This window comes from Chromohalobacter nigrandesensis, from assembly GCF_023061285.1.
Taxonomy (GTDB): domain Bacteria; phylum Pseudomonadota; class Gammaproteobacteria; order Pseudomonadales; family Halomonadaceae; genus Chromohalobacter; species Chromohalobacter nigrandesensis.
Window position 1 is genome coordinate 97,471 of the sequence record NZ_JAKGAM010000008.1, and the last position, 16,328, is coordinate 113,798.

The 16,328-nt window shown below is 60.7% G+C and carries 12 protein-coding genes and 3 tRNA genes; 5 read left to right on the top strand and 10 right to left on the bottom strand.

The genetic code is table 11. The features are described from left to right. Window positions 1–74: 74 nt before the first annotated feature. The gene (locus tag L1073_RS11245; RefSeq protein WP_246899317.1) at window positions 75–1,994 is read right to left on the bottom strand and encodes a hypothetical protein; all 1,920 of its coding nucleotides are present in this window, start codon (window positions 1,992–1,994) and stop codon (window positions 75–77) included. Between the two features lie 139 nt (window positions 1,995–2,133). Between L1073_RS11245 and L1073_RS11250 the strand changes: the two genes are divergently transcribed. Then, window positions 2,134–3,939, top strand: a complete 1,806-nt coding sequence (locus L1073_RS11250) for an SEC-C metal-binding domain-containing protein (protein WP_246899319.1) — start codon at window positions 2,134–2,136, stop codon at window positions 3,937–3,939. A 41-nt stretch (window positions 3,940–3,980) separates the two neighbouring features. On the opposite strand, the gene L1073_RS11255 is transcribed toward L1073_RS11250, so the two are convergent. Beyond that, window positions 3,981–5,318, bottom strand: coding sequence for an AmpG family muropeptide MFS transporter (locus tag L1073_RS11255; protein ID WP_246899321.1), 1,338 nt, complete (start codon window positions 5,316–5,318; stop codon window positions 3,981–3,983). A gap of 157 nt (window positions 5,319–5,475) precedes the next feature. Here L1073_RS11255 and rfaH point away from each other — a divergent pair, with 157 nt between their 5' ends. Together rfaH and L1073_RS11265 are read left to right on the top strand one after the other, a co-directional pair. Continuing rightward, a complete protein-coding gene (gene rfaH, locus L1073_RS11260) occupies window positions 5,476–6,024 on the top strand; it encodes a transcription/translation regulatory transformer protein RfaH (RefSeq protein ID WP_246899323.1) in 549 nt (182 codons plus the stop codon). A 35-nt stretch (window positions 6,025–6,059) separates the two neighbouring features. Next, on the top strand, window positions 6,060–6,566 hold the full coding sequence (locus tag L1073_RS11265; protein ID WP_246899325.1) for an FKBP-type peptidyl-prolyl cis-trans isomerase: 507 nt from the start codon (window positions 6,060–6,062) through the stop codon (window positions 6,564–6,566). A 19-nt stretch (window positions 6,567–6,585) separates the two neighbouring features. Here the strand turns inward: L1073_RS11265 and L1073_RS11270 are convergent, their stop codons facing one another. Beyond that, a complete protein-coding gene (locus L1073_RS11270; RefSeq protein WP_246899326.1) occupies window positions 6,586–8,619 on the bottom strand; it encodes a putative bifunctional diguanylate cyclase/phosphodiesterase in 2,034 nt (677 codons plus the stop codon). 236 nt (window positions 8,620–8,855) lie between these two features. After that, a complete protein-coding gene (locus L1073_RS11275) occupies window positions 8,856–10,577 on the bottom strand; it encodes a proline--tRNA ligase (protein ID WP_246899328.1) in 1,722 nt (573 codons plus the stop codon). 268 nt (window positions 10,578–10,845) lie between these two features. Between L1073_RS11275 and L1073_RS11280 the strand changes: the two genes are divergently transcribed. Continuing rightward, complete coding sequence (locus L1073_RS11280; protein WP_246899329.1) at window positions 10,846–11,301, top strand: hypothetical protein; 456 nt, start codon at window positions 10,846–10,848, stop codon at window positions 11,299–11,301. A 184-nt stretch (window positions 11,302–11,485) separates the two neighbouring features. Further along, window positions 11,486–12,301 (top strand): helix-turn-helix domain-containing protein, encoded by an 816-nt coding sequence (locus L1073_RS11285; RefSeq protein WP_246899331.1) that lies wholly within the window; start codon window positions 11,486–11,488, stop codon window positions 12,299–12,301. 90 nt (window positions 12,302–12,391) lie between these two features. On the opposite strand, the gene L1073_RS11290 is transcribed toward L1073_RS11285, so the two are convergent. From L1073_RS11290 to uvrY, 6 genes are all read right to left on the bottom strand, one after another. Beyond that, a tRNA-Leu gene (locus L1073_RS11290) sits at window positions 12,392–12,478 on the bottom strand. A 33-nt stretch (window positions 12,479–12,511) separates the two neighbouring features. After that, a tRNA-Cys gene (locus tag L1073_RS11295) sits at window positions 12,512–12,585 on the bottom strand. A 115-nt stretch (window positions 12,586–12,700) separates the two neighbouring features. Beyond that, window positions 12,701–12,775, bottom strand: a tRNA-Gly gene (locus tag L1073_RS11300). Window positions 12,776–12,852: 77 nt separating this feature from the next. Continuing rightward, on the bottom strand, window positions 12,853–13,401 hold the full coding sequence (gene pgsA, locus L1073_RS11305) for a CDP-diacylglycerol--glycerol-3-phosphate 3-phosphatidyltransferase (RefSeq protein ID WP_246899333.1): 549 nt from the start codon (window positions 13,399–13,401) through the stop codon (window positions 12,853–12,855). Between the two features lie 64 nt (window positions 13,402–13,465). Further along, window positions 13,466–15,280: an excinuclease ABC subunit UvrC gene (gene uvrC, locus L1073_RS11310; RefSeq protein WP_246899334.1), complete on the bottom strand. Its 1,815-nt coding sequence runs from the start codon at window positions 15,278–15,280 to the stop codon at window positions 13,466–13,468. 95 nt (window positions 15,281–15,375) lie between these two features. Next, the gene (gene uvrY / locus L1073_RS11315) at window positions 15,376–16,020 is read right to left on the bottom strand and encodes a UvrY/SirA/GacA family response regulator transcription factor (RefSeq protein ID WP_246899336.1); all 645 of its coding nucleotides are present in this window, start codon (window positions 16,018–16,020) and stop codon (window positions 15,376–15,378) included. Between the last annotated feature and the right edge of the window lie 308 nt (window positions 16,021–16,328).

Below are 16,328 nucleotides of genomic sequence, written 5' to 3' on the forward strand. Positions count from 1 at the left end.
GCGCTTATTCTGCCATGTTCGACCCGGTGTGTGGGTCGAATCGGCGCAGTGCGCAGCCAGTTTTGGGACAGTATCTAGCGGTTTCCGAAGAGACGCCGCGCACGCACCAAGGCGCGATACCAGTCGCGATGGGGTTTTCCCACGGCCGGGGGGCGATGACTGAGAAAGCTGATGTTGCGCGCGTCGCCGCGTCCCGTCAGGTTGATGTTGGAGAGCATCTGCAACGTGCTGTCACGGGCGCCGTACTGGCGTTTGAGAAACTCGATGGCCGCAGGTTCGAGTTCCACGCGATAGTGGCGTACCAATGCCAACGCCAACGATTCCGCCGCGCGTGACAGTTCGGTATCCACTTCACGGACCATCGAGGCCCCCAGCGCGGCCTTGGCGGCCGCCGACAGGTTGGGCTCGATCTGGCCGAAATCGGCGGCGTTGGAGCTATTGATGGCCCGCTGGGTGGCGGGTTGCGATAGCCCCACGTGAGGTTCGAGCGCGAGGAATATCTCGATGGCCAGGCGCTTGGCAGCATCCACGCCGACGCCGAGCTGGGTCTCGCGGTGCGCGCCGCGCCACACTTTGTGATGGCGCGACGTGATGCCCGTCTGGTTCAAGTAGCGGGCGAGATGCTTGCAGACCCGCGCCTTGGCTTCATCATCCAGTGCAATGGTGCGTTCGCGGATGCGTAATCCTCGGCGCCCCGGTCCCAGGCGCAGACGCGTCGTTTCATCGGACAGGCTGGCGGTGATGCGTTCCCAGCGATCCACGGATTTGAGCAGCTGAGCGTGACTGCGACCCACCTGCTCGTAGGCGCTGGAAACGCTCTTGTAGAGCTGGATGGCGTTGGCGAGGATATCCGCCTTGGTGCGCAGCGCGCGTTTGCGCTCTTCCTGGCCAGCCTCCACTGCCTGGGCGAGATGCACGATCTGCTCGGCCAGCGCGTTCATTGCCTGGACCGAGCGCTCCAGCAACAGTTCGGCGCGCAGCCCCGAGGCACTGTCTTCGACCAGGGTGCCGGATTGTTCGGCAAGATAGACGTTGAGTGCCTTGAGACGCGAGAGGCCGGTCGCTTGCGCGATGCGCTGGCGTGCGCGTGCCTCTTCCAGATTGTCGAATGCCTGAGCGAGGCGCCAGCGGCCTCGATACTCGAACGAGAGTACCGGAATCTTGCGCCCGCTGATCAGCTCGAAGGCCAGAATCACCATCTCTTCGACATCCTGAAGGGTCATCAGCAGGTCGTTGTCCTGCTCGATGGCCGCCATGACGCGTTCGATGAAGTTCTCGTCGCGTGGCACACCCTGGTGTAGGTCGGGGGCGCGCCCTTCGAAACGTTCGCGCAGCAGGTGCGTGGCGATGGGTGCGACATCGTAGAGGGCGTTGAACTGGGGTTCCAGCGTCTCGCGGTATTGGGTGATGAGATCGCGGATGCGGGCGTGCAAGCCGACCCGGCGGTAGACGTCGATCTGACCGATGAGGCGTGCACTTTCACGATCGTTAAGGAGTTCGATGGCTGCCAACTCGACGCCTGCCGGCGAGAGATCATGCTTGCGCAGCAACATGGCGGCGGCTTCGCGGCGCCGGGCATCGCCCTCAAGACTTTCGACGATCAGGTCGCGGGTGACCAGCAGTAGCTCGGGCAAGGTCTTGATGACCTGCTCGATCTGCCCGGATGTCTTCTCGGCCTTGCGTCCCTGAGTGAGATGGTAGCCGAGGTTGGCCAGAATCCCCGCAGCGCCGGTAATCACCGTGTAGGAAATGAAGAAGACGTAGTTTTCCGTGGTCGGTGCCTTGCCGTAACCCAGCAGGTAGCCCCCCCAGGCGCCGAGCAGCGTCACCGGACCGGCCGTCCATAGGATCTGCATCAGACTGACCGACCAGGGCACCTTCTCGACGGCTGCGGTGATGCGCCGGATTTCGTTGCGTCCTTCGCGTTCGAGGCGGACCTGTGAGGTTTCTTGAGCGGGCGATGCTTTACGCTGAAACGGCAACGGCAGGAGCACGATGACATCCCTTACATGGCGGGGTTCGGACAGTCGGCGACAATACCCGAAAAGTGCCACCGGTGCACCAAGCGGTGCCGCGGATGAGGGGCGCTCATCGGGCATGCTAGAATAAGGGGATTTTTTTAGGAGGGTCGCGATGCTGGCCGCATGGGTGGAACAATTGCTGGGATACGCCAGCGGTGCGTTGAAGGCGATACGCGACAATGAGCATTATCCGGCGCTGATGACCTGGGCGCGTGACGAAGGAGTGGTGCGTGTCGGCGGTGACCTGAGCATGGCACAGGCCTTGGCGCCCTTGTTGTGGAACGAGACGCCGCTGGTGCGGCTGGACTTCGATCCCGAGCCCTTGGCGAGGCCGGGGCGCAACGAGCCCTGCTGGTGCGATTCGGGTCGCAAGACCAAGGAATGCTGCGGCGCGGTGACGCTGCCGGGGGCGGTACCCCCGCACTTGATGTGGATGCTGTCGCTCAAGGAATGGACGGGCGAGACGCTCAAGGCGGCTCTGGGAAGCGGCAAGGCGCCGGATCAGGCACTGCTCGAGGCCGGTTTGATCGCTGCCGAAAGCGGTCAGCGCGGGCGCGCCCAGCAGATCCTCGAAAGTCTCTTCTCCAGCGAGCGTGACTGGTCGCGCCTGCCCGAGCAGGCCGAGCCGGCGTTTGAAATTCTCGTCGATCTCTATCAATCGCGCGGTTTTCATCGCAAGCGGGCGGCGTTACTTGATGAGGTCCTGGAGCGTGGCCCGACCTTTCTGCGCGGTGTGGCGCTCGAGCGCCTGTGCTTGATGCATCTCGACAGCGATGATCTGGCCAGTGCTCGGGAAGCCTTCGTGCGGGCTCAACAAACGCTGCCCGACTCGCCGACGTTGGCCTATATCGAGGCCATGCTGCTGCTGCACGAGGGCCATTCCGAAGAAGCTCGTTCTCGAGCGCATTTCTGGTGGCGGCGCCTCTCCAAGCGTTCCGATCTCGAAGCCGATCAGCTACAGTTTCTCGCCGACCTGGCCGCCAATCCCGAGGCGACCCTGGCCGAGCAGATGATCAACTCCGAGGAAGATCTGGCCGAGCCGCTGGCGGCACTTGCCGCCTTGCTCGAGACCTTGGAGACGCCGCCTTGTCTGCAATTGTCGCGTACGCCGGAAGGCTACGTGGAATATCATGCTACGGCGCGTGAGGATACGGCCTTCGCGGCATGGTTCGAATATTTCAAGGTGACCATCGACGAAGATGCCGCGCTTAGTTTCGAGTCCGACCCCTGGGAAAATGCCGTAGAATGGCTGCCCGCCTTGTGTGCTCATCCCGAATGGCTGGGCTCGCCGGCGGTGATGGAGTCGCTGTGCCTGGCGTTGACCAGCCGTTTCGGAAGCCTGCCGTGGATGGCGGAGAGCTTCTTTGCACCGCTGGCGGCACGGTTCGAGGCGTGGCTATCACAACTCGAAACCCAGCAAGGGCCCTTCGCCTGGGATGACGCCGACAACGCCACCTTGCTGCGCTGCGCCTTGGCGCTGATCGTGGGAATGGAGCGTGGCGCTCGGCCGCGTTCGCGGCATCTCGCCGAACGGGTGCTCAAGCTCGATGCAGAAGATGACCTGGGGTTGCGTGAGCTGGTGCTCGATCAGTTGCTGCGTGAAGGGCGTGACGACGAGGCCGCCGAACTTAGCGCCACGCACGATGAAGAAGAGATGATCGGCGTGACCATGGCGCGGGTGCTCGCCTTGTATCGCCTAGCCCGGCGTGATGAGGCTGACGCTGCGCTTTCCGTCGCCCAGCGGGCCAATCCCTACCTGGTGCCGATGCTGTGCGACGAGAAGCCGAAACCGGTCGCGCTGGCCGTCGATGCGCCGGCGCCGGGTACGCGGGCCGAGGCGTGGCAATATCGCCAGTTGATGCGCGATCAGTGGATGGCGACGCCGGGCGCCATGGCATGGCTGGATGCTCGTCGTTGATAAGTCACCATGCGCGAGCGTGACAGCGTTGGATATCACGTTCAGCGCTGCGTGCGGGCGAGCCACAGCGCGAGTAGCACGGCAGGCACGCCCAAGGCCGCGCTGACGGTAAAGAAGCCGGTGTAGCCGACGCCATCCACCACCAGCCCCGAGAAGCCGCCGAGAAACTTGCCGGGTAGCGTCATCAGCGATGAGAACAAGGCATACTGCGTTGCCGTGTAGGCACGTGAGGTCAGGCTCGAGAGAAAGGCGATGAACACCGTGCTCGCCAGACCATTGGCGAGGTTGTCGCTCATGATGGTCATGACCAGCATGGGGAAGCTGTGCCCCGCGTTGGCCAGGGCCACGAACATCAGGTTGGTGACGGCAGTCGCCAGGGCACCTGCCACCAGCATCCGCCCCAGTCCAAAGCGCACCACCAGCAGACCGCCGGCCACGCCGCCGAGAATGCTCATGGCGATACCGAATACCTTGGTCACATTGGCAATCTCGGAGAGGCTGAAGCCCAGGTCGATATACAGCGGGTTGGCCATCGCGGCCATCGCCAGGTCGCTGATGCGGTAGAGACCGATGAATAGCAAGAACCACAGGGCCGTGCGTCCGTGACGGGCGAAGAAATCGGTGAAGGGGCAGACAATGGCTCCGATAACCCAGGCGCCGAAACGTCGCCGTCGCCGAGACGTGTGTCGGTGCTGGTGCAGGAATGCGCGCACGCGTGGTTCATTGGCGAGCTGGGTACCAAGCGTCGAGCGCTGTGGCTCTGGCCTTACCAGGGTGGTGATGATGCCGACCCCGACGAGCGCGGCCATGCACGCGTAGGCGACATGCCAGGAGGCCGCGTCGGCGATATAAAGCGCCCCGGCGCCCGCAGCGAGCAGCCCGCCGCGATAGCCGATGATATAGGTCGAGGCCATGGCGGCCTGCACGCTTTCCTCGGCGGATTCGATGCGATAGGCATCGATGACGATATCCTGCGTCGCCGCGCCGAACGCGACCAACAGGGCCAAGCCGGCGATGGGGATAAGGTGCGCGGGCGGCGAGAGGGCGGCCAGGCCGAGTAACCCTGCGGCGATCGTCAACTGGGCGCAGAGCATCCAACTGCGGCGTTGGCCGAACCAGCGGCCCAAGCCGGGTAGGGCGACACGGTCGACGATCGGCGCCCAGGCGATCTTGATCGAATAGAGGATGCCGATCCAGGAAAAGAACCCGATGGCAGCGACATCCACGCCGACGTCGCGCAACCAGGCCGTGAGCGTCGAGAACACCAGCAGGAACGGTAGGCCGGCGGCGAAGCCGAGAAACAGCATGGTGATGACCGGTGCCTGCAGATAAACCGCCAAGGCGTCGCGCCAGCGGCGGTGTGCGACATCGTGAGTCATCGGTTCCTCCCGTGAGCGAGCCGCCCGATGCGGCTCGGACATGAATCCGGCACAATGCTAGAATGCAGCGTTTGCACGGCAACGGCCCGCGCCCAGGCGTGTGTCGCCAACGCAGGTTGCGTACCGTGGCATACCCCGACGATGAAGGCCAGAGGACATGACCGATCAGCTCGATCCAAGCGCGTCTGACGACGCGGCCGCCTGCCCGCGCTGGTATGTGGTGCAGTGCAAGGGTGGGGAATCCTTCCGTGCCAGCGAGCATCTGACCAATCAAGGCTATCGTGTCTTCCATCCGGTACTCGAGGTACAGAAGAAGCGCCGCAACAAGTTGGTCTGGATCGCCGAACCCTTGTTTCCTCATTATTTGTTCATTCGCCTCGACCGGGTGGCCAGCAATTGGCGACCCATACGCTCCACCCGGGGCGTGTTGAGGCTAGTGGCGTTTGGTGACGAGCCGCTGCCGGTGCCGGACGCGCTGGTCGAGACGTTGGTCGCCCATTCCCAGCGCGATGAGACGCTGCGTGAAGCGGGCAACGTCTACTTTCGCCCCGGTGAAGTCGTCGAGATCACCGAAGGTCCCTTTCAGGCGCTCAAGGCCGTGTTCGAGACCCAGAAGGGCGAAGAGCGCGCCATCGTCCTGCTCAACATGCTGCATCATCAGCAGCGTCTCGAGTTGCCAGTGGGCGATCTGCGCCGCACCACATGACACGCCGCTCAATGCTGTAAAGACCAGGAGTTTTCATGACCATCTCGCCGCAACACGTCGTTCGCTTGCATTATGTGTTGTGCGATTCATCAGGACATGTGCTCGACGACTCGCGTCGACGCGATGAGCCGCTCGAATATCTGCATGGCCACGCCAATATCCTGCCGGGTCTGGAAACGGCGCTGGAGGGACTTCCCAGCGGCGCTACCCGTGAGATCAACCTGACGCCGGAGGAGGCTTATGGGGCGCATGCCCCCGATCTCGTGCAGACGGTGGCGCGCACGGCCTTTCCCGGTGTCGAAGAGTTGTCACCAGGCATGCGCTTTCAGGCCGAAGGCCCCGACGGGCCGCGTACGGTAACCTTGATCGAGGCGGATGACACGCAGGTGAAGGTGGATGCCAATCATCCGCTGGCGGGGCAGGCGCTGGTGTTTCGTGTCGAAATTCTCGATATCCGCCCGGCAAGACGCGCCGAACTTGCCAAGGGTCATCCCTTGGCGGCAGACGTGACGGCGTCCGAGGTCGAGGATCGCAAGCAATAGCGGCTGCAACTTGGAGCGTCTATTCGGGCAGCGTCTTCTCCAGCCGGCGCAAAAATGCATCCATCGGCTCAGGGAGTGCTAGATAGTAGCCTTGCAGGAAGTCGATGCCGCGTGCGCATAGATAGTCTTGCTGCGCTGAGTTTTCCACCCCTTCGGCGACCACCCGGAGTTCCAGTGCCTTGCCCAGGGCGATGATGGAACGCACCAATGGTGCATCGCAGCGCGGCGTGATGGCATCGACGAAGACCTTATCGATCTTGATCTCGTCGACGCGAAAATCCTGTAGATAGCGCAGCGACGAATAGCCCGTGCCGAAGTCGTCGAGGGCGAGCCGCACGCCGAGTGCACGCAGCGCATTGAGCCTGGCGGCGACACCTGGTGTGACGAGCAGCGATTCGACGACTTCCAGGATCAACCGCCGAGGCTCGAAAGCATGACGTTCGAGCAATTGTGTCAGGTGCGTAATGAAAGCATCGTCATGCAGTTGTTGCACCGAGACGTTGACCGAGAGCGACAGTTCGCTGCCGTGCAGTGCACCACCGAGCAGGTCGCAAGCCTGGTCGAGTACCCATTGGCCCATGGGGCGAATCAGGCCGCTGTACTCGGCTTCGGCAATGAAACTGCCCGGCGCCAGCAGCCCTTCGCGTGGATGCTGCCAGCGTAAGAGCACTTCGGCGCCTGTCAGGCGTCCCGCAGGGTCGAACTGCCCCTGTAGATACAGACGAAATTGGCGTTCGTCGAGCGCGGTGCGCAGTTCGCGTGCCAGACGATTGAGGCGCTGCTCCCAATCGCTTAGTTGGCTAGTGTAGAACGCCAAGTGAGGCGGTGGTGTCTCGCGTGCGTGTTGCACCGCGAGTTCGGCGCGTTGTAACAGCGATTCGATATCCTGCGCGTCGAGCGGATAGCGTGCCACACCGGCATTGAAACGCAACTGGCTGGGCGTGCCGAAGATGCGCCAGCTATTGTCGCCCAGCGAGAGTAGTCGCGCCAGACAATAGCGGCGCAGCGACTCATCCGTTTGTCCCGGAATCGCGATCAACAGGCGATTGGCCGGGAGTCGGCCGACGTGAATGCTGCCTTGCAACTCGGTCAGGCGTTCCTGGAGTTTTTCAGCTACCTGACGAATCGCTTCATCACCAGCCTGTTGGCCGAGTGTCTCGTTGATATGACCGAGACCGCCCAGCCGCAGCACCAATAGGTGAAATGCTTCGTCGCGTTGTGTCAACGCTTGCAGGCGTTCGAGGAGTCCTCTCAATGTGGCCAGCCCAGAGACTTCGTCGTGATAGAGCTGGCGATACAGGTCATGCTCCACTTCGCGACGGCGCAAGGATTCCGAAAACTGGGAAAGCAATCCCGCGAATCCCATGAGGGTGGTGATTTCATCGCCATGCCACTCGCGTGGCGTCGTCGACTCACAGCAGATTGCCCCGCGTAGCTCACCGCCGACGAAAATCCCCACGTCCAGCATGGCGTGAATACGATTGTTGCACAGGTAATGGTGCAGGCCGCTGAGGCGTTCGTCATGTTGAGCGTCGGACGTGACCAGGCAAGGGTTTTGCGTCAGTGACGCGAGATAGCCATCCAGTCCGCTGGGCGCCAGCCTGATGCCATTGAGTGCTTCAACGAGCGACATGCGGCAGGTCAGGGAGCGATCCTTGTCGAGGAACCATAGACTGGCACGCTCTGCGCCTAGAACCTCGGCGCTGGTGTCGAGCAAAGCACGCAGGAAGGCGTCTTCATCGAGGTCGCGCTGCAGTAGTTCGCGCATCCGGCGCCAGGCTTCCTGTTGATTGGCCTGGCGTTGTTGTGCTTGGAGGAGAGCTTCCCATTGCGTAATGTTGTGGCGTGTCTGTTGGGCCATGCGATGTCGCAAAACCGCACCCATCAGCATCACCATGATCGTGATCGCCATCAACCAGGACAGGCGTTGCTCGAATAGCAGCGACGCCCCGATGGCGATCACGCTACCTACCGCAAACACGCGGAAAAGCACGCTGTTGCGGCGTTGTTCGTTACGCAAGCGTCGTAATTGGTCGACGGCATCAAGCGTCATGCGAGGCACCGATGAGCGTCGAAGCGAAGATAAGTCGTCATGCGCCATCCTATGCCATGTTGAAAAGGGCCTTGGCGCGTCGGCGTCACAATGCCGTCAAGCTCGGTGAATTCGTTGTCATGAAGCGCGAAGGATCTAGGGCACGCTGTTGTGATTGGCCTCTAGCGTTATCTTGGCAGTGAATGCGGGTCGGGGGAAGCGTGTTCGGGGCATGCCGTGGCATGCCCCGGTGCGGGTCAAGAGGACAGACGTTGGCGCAGGAAGTCGAGCATCGTATCGGCGGGTACCATGGTGACCTCGCTATCGCGGCGTCCCTTGTATTCCAGCTCGCCGTTATCCAGCCCGCGCTCGCCGATCACGACACGATGGGGGATGCCAGTGAGCTCTTGGTCAGCGAATTTGACGCCGGGGCGCAGGTCGCGATCATCGATCAGCACGTCGACGCCAGCGTTGATAAGTTGCTGATAAAGGGTTTCGGCATACTCGCGAACACGCTCGGACTTGTGCGCGTTCATGGGTACCAGCGTGACTTCGAACGGGGCGATGGTATTCGGCCAGATGATGCCTGCGGCATCGTGGCTCTGCTCGATGGCGGCGGCGACGACACGGGTGACGCCAATGCCATAGCAGCCCATCAGCAAAGGCATTGCCTGGCCATTGTCGTCGAGCACGGTAGCGTTCATTGCCGTGGAATACTTGGTTCCCAACTGGAAGACGTGGCCGACTTCGATGCCGCGTGCGATGGCCAGTGTACCCTTGCCGTCCGGCGAGGGATCGCCCTCGACCACGTTACGCAGGTCAGCCACCTTGGGCAGGGCGACGTCGCGCTCCCAGTTGATGCCGAAATAGTGCTGGCCATCGATGTTGGCGCCGGCACCGAAGTCGCTCATCAGCGCCACGCTGCGGTCGATGATCAATGGCATCTTCAGGTTGACCGGTCCCAATGAGCCGGGGCCGGCGCCCACCGCCTGGCGAATTTCCGCTTCACTGGCCATGGTCAGGGGCGCGGCAACCTCGGGCAGGTTCTCGGCCTTGACCTCGTTGAGTTCGTGATCGCCACGCACCAGCAAGGCCACCAGGCCGTCTTCTGCAGCATGCACCATCAATGTCTTGAGGGTCTTCTCGATGGGCAGGCCATGCTGCTCGACCAAGGTGGCGATAGTACGCGCATGGGGTGTGTCGACCAGGCGCAGTTCTTCCTGGGGCGCGGCGCGCTCGGGCGTCTCCCCCAGCGGCACGGGGAGCGCCTCGGCTTTCTCCATGTTGGCGGCGTAGTCAGAAGACGTGGAGAATACCACTGCATCCTCGCCGGAATCGGCCAGCACCTGAAATTCGTGGGAACCCGTACCGCCGATGTCGCCGTTGTCGGCCTCGACGGCACGGAAATCCAGTCCCAGGCGCGTGAAGATGCGTATATAGGCGTCGTACATCGCATCGTAGGAGCGCTGCAGGCCGGCCTGGTCGATATCGAAGGAGTAGGCATCCTTCATGATGAACTCGCGGGCACGCATGACGCCGAAGCGCGGACGCGTCTCGTCGCGGAACTTTGTCTGGATCTGGTAGAAGTTGGAGGGCACCTGCTTGTAGGAGCGTATTTCGTTACGCACCAGGTCGGTGATCACTTCCTCGTGCGTCGGGCCGTAGCAGAAATCGCGCTCGTGGCGGTCACGGATACGCAGCAGCAGGTTGCCGTATTGGTCCCAGCGTCCGGACTCCTGCCACAATTCTGCCGGCTGGATCGCGGGCATCAGGACTTCCTGAGCACCGGCGCGGTTCATTTCCTCGCGCACGATGTTTTCGACCTTGCGAAGCGTGCGCAGCCCCAAGGGGAGCCAGGTATAGAGCCCCGAGCTCAGGCGGCGAATCATGCCCGCGCGCAGCATCAGCTGGTGGCTGACGATGTCGGCGTCGGCGGGTGTTTCCTTGAGGGTGGAGATCAATAATTGACTGGCGCGCATGGACAAGCGGTTCCTTGGATTCGAGGCCTAACATCGCGTCGCTCTTAAGCGGCGCGGCAGATGGATGTATTGTACGGTTCAGGCGTGAACGCGGCAAAAGCGATATGGGTCGGTGCTTTCTGGAGCGACGAGGTGGACGTCGAGCTTGGTGAAGGCAGGCTCACGTTGCCGCGACGTTTGCGATATCCTTACGCGTGTAATGTCCGGCTGTTGGGTGGCGTAGTCTTGGCTCGAATAATGTATGTGAACAGGGTGAGAGGATAAAGTGATGAGTGCCATGAATGATCGAAAAGTCTTCCAGGCTCGCCGCTGGATAGCAGCACTGACCATCGTGGTTACTACCACGACGCTGGCGGGATGCGGGACCGTGTTCTATCCCGAGCGCAAGGGGCAGCCCAGTGGGCGTATCGATCCCGCAGTGGCAGTCGCCGATGGCGTGGGCCTGCTGTTTTACATCATCCCAGGTGTCGTCGCCTACGCTATCGACTTTTCCAATGGCACGATCTACCTGCCGAGTCGCGATACCGCGCAGGTGGATACGCTGCATTTCGAGGACGAATTGGATACGCAAACGCTCGAGTCGGTGCTGGCCGAACGCACGGGTGGATCAGTGCGTCTAGACGATGAACTCGTGCGCGTCGAACGGGTCGCTTCTCGTGATGAGGCGCTGGCGCTGGTGCGCATGTCAGGCACTTACGATAAAGAACGTCTTGCCTCGATGTAAGGACTTTGTTGGGGGATGAAGCAGTCTAGTGCGAGTTGCCTCACATGACTTTGATGAGTGTCATGCTACGAGGCAATTCGTGATCGGCATGAGAAAAACCAGACACGTAAACGCGAATATCAAACTGTTCTCAAAAAGGCTCTCACGCATACTGAACACTCGATTCAGACGCAGGGAGTCTACAATGACATTACAATATAAAGCTTCTCGATTCGTGGCGCCGCCCGAGCACCCGACGCAAACCTATCGTTTGAGCAATATGTGCCTGCCAACGCCCTTGTCGGTAGGCGAGCTGGAAACGTTCAGCACCATCAGTCGCCAGGTATCGCCTTTGAGAAAGCGCCAAACGCTATTTGCACAAGGCGAAGAATTCAAGAGTCTGTATATCGTTCGTTGCGGAAGCTTGAAGCAAGTCTATCGTGACATCACCAACGAAGAGCACATTACCCAGTTTTATTTGCCGGGCGAAGTAGTGGGCCTTGATGCCATTAGTAGTGGTTTTCATCCGGTAGCCACGCAGGCATTGGAAACGACGTCCGTCTGCGAAATATTGCCTGAAGCGCTCGAAGAGCTTGCCCAGAAGAGACCGAGTGAGCTGGGCATGAACGGTTGTTTTCTACGGGTGATGAGTCGCGCATTGCATCAGGAGCGCATGATGGTGCGTCTATTTTTGAATAGAACGTCCGATGTGCGTTTGGCCAGCTTTCTGCTCGCCTTGTCGACACGCTTTAGACAACAGGGATATTCGCCGTTTAGCTTCCGCCTTTCCATGTCGCGTAGCGATATAGGCAATTATCTGGGGTTAGCGGTCGAGACGGTGAGTCGTCTATTGGGACGTTTCCAGGACCTGGAGTTGCTCACGGCAAAGGGGCGAGAAATAAGAATCGACGATCTGGACGGGCTCATGGCGTTGGCGGATGGGCGTGGGCGTCAGTCCATCTGGCATACCCCGGTCACCTCGCCGAGCTCCAGACATCTCGCTGGTGTGTCGGCGCACTGAGACCAAGTGCGGGGTGGCCGCTATGTCGACGCTTTAGAGAGTTACCGACAGAAATACGAATAGGAGAGGGCGCCAAGCGCTTTATTCTACTGGTGCCCGGAGCCGGACTTGAACCGGCACGGTGTTACCACCGAGAGATTTTAAGTCTCTTGCGTCTACCTATTTCGCCATCCGGGCTAACGGATACGGAAGGGGAACACCGCAGAAAAATGGAGGCTGGAGTCGGAATCGAACCGGCGTACACGGAGTTGCAGTCCGCTGCATCACCACTCTGCCATCCAGCCTTTTTGAACGCGTTGAAGAACGAGCAACGTTCGAGTTTGGAGCGGGAAACGAGATTCGACCGGGCTGGCGTTCCAGCTTGCGACCTTCATTAACCGTTCCAATACTACCAAGTTCTGGAGCGGGAAACGAGATTCGAACTCGCGACCCTCGCCTTGGCAAGGCGATGCTCTACCGCTGAGCTATTCCCGCCGAACTCGAGGACGTATTATAGGGATAAGTCTGTGAATGTCAAACGTTTATGCGCCTCTGCGAAGTAAAAAGCACGCTCACATGGAGCGCGTCAATTCCGGCCACGCCGCGCGCAGGTACTGGAACATCGACCATAGCGTCAGCGCGGCGGCGACATAGAGCAGAACGACGCCCAGGTTGGAGATCATCGTGCCAGGCGCGAAGCCGAGCAGCAGCAACAGCGAGACCATCTGCAGGGTAGTCTTGAGTTTCCCTATCCAAGAGACGGCGACGCTACCACGCTTGCCGAGTTCCGCCATCCACTCGCGTAATGCCGAGATGACGATCTCTCGACCAATGATGACCAGGCCCGGCAGTGTCAGCCACACGGCGTCGAAACGCTCGATCAGTAGTGCGAGGGCGACGGCGACCATGAGCTTGTCTGCGACCGGGTCGAGAAAGGCGCCGAAAGGGGTGCTTTGATTCCAGCGACGAGCCAGGTAACCGTCGAGCCAGTCGGTCACGGCGGCAAGCCCAAACAACCCCGCACACAGGAGCATGCTCCAGGCATAAGGGAGATAGAAGGCGATCACCAGCAAGGGAATGAACACGATTCGAGCAAGCGTCAATAGGTTGGGGATGTTCATCGCGCGATGTAAGTCCTGACTGGTGAATGAAGTCGTCGTGCCATTGTATCTTTCCGCTCATGGCTCATCCATGCAAGGCCTGATGAATGGTCGCGGCCATTTGCGCGCTGATGCCGGGAACGCGGGCCAGCTCATCGCGGCTGGCTTGGCGGACACCCTGGAGCCCGCCGAAGAAGCGCAACAACTCCCGGCGACGCTTGGGGCCGACACCGGGGATGTCCTGCAGGGTCGAGGTACGGCGCTGCTTGTCGCGTTGCTGGCGATGCCCGGTAATCGCAAAGCGGTGCGCCTCGTCGCGGATGTGTTGAATCAGATGCAAGCCAGGGGAGGCGCTATCGAGCGATAAGGCATTGTCGACGGTTTCCAGGAACAGCGTCTCGAGGCCGGGCTTGCGTGTCGTGCCCTTGGCGACGCCCAGCAAGTGCGTTCTCATGATGCCGACATCCTCGAGCACTTCGCGGGCCATGTTGAGCTGCCCCTTGCCGCCATCGACGATAAGCACGTCGGGCAGTTTGCTTTCGTCCTGCATCAAGCGCTTGTAGCGACGTGTCAGCGCCTGGCGCATGGCCGCGTAATCGTCGCCTGCCGCGACGCCCTCGATATTGAAACGCCGATAATCGGATTTGACCGGTCCATCCTGATCGAACACCACGCACGAGGCGACGGTTGCTTCGCCGTGGCTATGGCTGATGTCGAAACACTCCAGGCGCGTGGGCGTCTCCTGCAGATCGAGCGCCTCGCGTAAGGCATCGAAGCGTTTGGCCAACTGTGAGCGATTGGCCAACTGGCTGGTGAGGTGCTGTTCGGCATTGGTGCTGGCCAGACGCAACCATTGTGCACGATGACCGCGTACCTGATGCGCCACACGGGTGCGTTTGCCGGCGCGTTCGGAGAGCGCGGCCTGGATGACATCGGCATCTACAAGCGGCAGGGCCGTGATGACCTCGCTGGGGATGTCGCGATCATGGCCCAGATAATAATGGCTAATGAATGCACCGAGCAGCTCCTCCGCCGTCAGGTCCAGGCCATTTTGCGGCATGTGGTGGCGCGCGCCGAGCATGCGTCCGCCACGTACGCTCAGGGCACTGATGCAGACACCGCCCGGGCGCTCGGCGAGAGCAAAGATATCGGCATCGCCGTCGCCGGTGTCGACGATCTGACGCTCCTGCAGTCGGCGCAGTTGCTGAATCTGATCGCGAAGACGTCCTGCTTCCTCGAAGTCCAGTGCCTGGCTGGCGGCTTCCATGTCCTGGGTGAGTTGCGCGGTCACCTGTTCGCTGCGCCCTTCCAGGGACATGATGGCGTGATCGATGTCGCGCTGGTATTCCTCGTGGCCGATATAGCCGACACAGGGGGCGCTGCAGCGCTGTATCTGATATTGAAGGCAAGGTCGGGTGCGATGGGCGAAGACACTGTCCTCGCAATTGCGGATGCGAAATATTTTCTGCACCAACGAGAGGCTTTCGCGTACAGCGGTCGTGCTGGGGAAGGGGCCCAGGTAGCGGCCGTCGCCGTGTTTCCCACGCGCACGTTTGAACTCGAGTGCCGGATAAGAGTGGCGATCCGAGACGAAGATGAACGGATAGGACTTATCATCGCGCAGGAGAATGTTGTACGGCGGTCGTTGCTCCTTGATGAGCGTCTGCTCGAGCAGCAGCGCCTCGGTCTCGGTGCGCGTAATGGTGACCTGAATATCCGCGATGCGGCCGACCAGGGCCTGCGTCTTGGTATTGAGCGCACCGCGGAAATAACTGGCGAGACGTGCCTTGAGCCGCTTGGCCTTGCCTACATACAAGATTTCGCCGTCGGTATCCAGCATACGGTATACGCCGGGCGACTCGGAAACCGTCTTTAGGAAGTGCTTGGCATCGAAGCTCATGGGCGCGGGACATTAGTTGAGTCGGTCATGCCCGCTAGTGTATCAAAGGGGAAGGGGTGCCGGAGCCCCGACTCGAAGCGCCGGCGACACCGATATCAGGAAGCTTCGTAGCCGTCTATCAAGCCATAACGCAATCCCAGGTGGGTGAGCTCGACGTCGGATTGCACATTCAGTTTTTCGAAAATGCGATAACGATAGGTATTGACGGTCTTGGGGCTCAGGAAAAGCCGGTCGGAGATATCGCTGACCTTCTGGCAGTTGACGATCATCATCGCCACTTGCAGCTCGCGATGCGAAAGCTGGTCGAAGGGGTTGTCCTGTGAGCCGATCTTGGACAGCACGACCTTCTGGGCAATATCCGGGCTGATGTAGCGCTGCCCCCCGAAGATGGCGCGAATCGCGCGGACCATTTCATCGAGTTCCGTGCCCTTGCTGATGAACCCGGCGGCACCGGCATCCATGAGACGCTGGGCAAACGCTTCTTCGAGGAATGCGGTCACGATCACGACCTTGATATCCGACATGCCGCGCATGATCTTGCGCGTGGCCTCGAGCCCACCGATACCGGGCATGCGTATATCCATCAAGACGATATCAGGGCGCAGTTCACGCGCCATGTTGACGGCTTCTTCGCCATCGACGGCTTCGGCGATAACGTGCAAACCGTCTTCGGAATCCAGCATTCGGGCAATACTGGTGCGCACCAGATGGTGATCATCAGCGACAAGAACCTTGATCAAGGGAACTCCTGCAATCAATCGCCGGTTAAAGAAATAGTGGTCATGGCGGTCGTTTGTTCCGGCCATTATGTAACGCGTCAGCTCGATACGCTATGCAAAGCTCTCAATCAACCTAACAGTAATATTGGCATTATGCTGCTATGGGTTTTGCACTTTCGTGCGCTGCTCGACGCCTGCGCCGAGAAGCCTGGTGCATGGTACGTATGCATTGACATGGATGGATGGTGGCCGTAATATATGTGGCGTTCCAAGGGCGCTATCGCGGATATATTCCTTGGGAAGTGGATAAACGCATCGCTCGATGCGCT

Excerpts from the sequence above, each read along its gene's own strand:
- L1073_RS11250 (WP_246899319.1), top strand. The coding sequence starts at position 2,134 with ATGCTGGCCGCATGGGTGGAACAATTGCTGGGATACGCCAGCGGTGCG.
- L1073_RS11255 (WP_246899321.1), bottom strand. The coding sequence starts at position 5,318 with ATGACTCACGATGTCGCACACCGCCGCTGGCGCGACGCCTTGGCGGTT.
- rfaH (WP_246899323.1), top strand. The coding sequence starts at position 5,476 with ATGACCGATCAGCTCGATCCAAGCGCGTCTGACGACGCGGCCGCCTGC.
- L1073_RS11265 (WP_246899325.1), top strand. The coding sequence starts at position 6,060 with ATGACCATCTCGCCGCAACACGTCGTTCGCTTGCATTATGTGTTGTGC.
- L1073_RS11270 (WP_246899326.1), bottom strand. The coding sequence starts at position 8,619 with ATGACGCTTGATGCCGTCGACCAATTACGACGCTTGCGTAACGAACAA.
- L1073_RS11275 (WP_246899328.1), bottom strand. The coding sequence starts at position 10,577 with ATGCGCGCCAGTCAATTATTGATCTCCACCCTCAAGGAAACACCCGCC.
- L1073_RS11280 (WP_246899329.1), top strand. The coding sequence starts at position 10,846 with ATGAGTGCCATGAATGATCGAAAAGTCTTCCAGGCTCGCCGCTGGATA.
- L1073_RS11285 (WP_246899331.1), top strand. The coding sequence starts at position 11,486 with ATGACATTACAATATAAAGCTTCTCGATTCGTGGCGCCGCCCGAGCAC.
- pgsA (WP_246899333.1), bottom strand. The coding sequence starts at position 13,401 with ATGAACATCCCCAACCTATTGACGCTTGCTCGAATCGTGTTCATTCCC.
- uvrC (WP_246899334.1), bottom strand. The coding sequence starts at position 15,280 with ATGAGCTTCGATGCCAAGCACTTCCTAAAGACGGTTTCCGAGTCGCCC.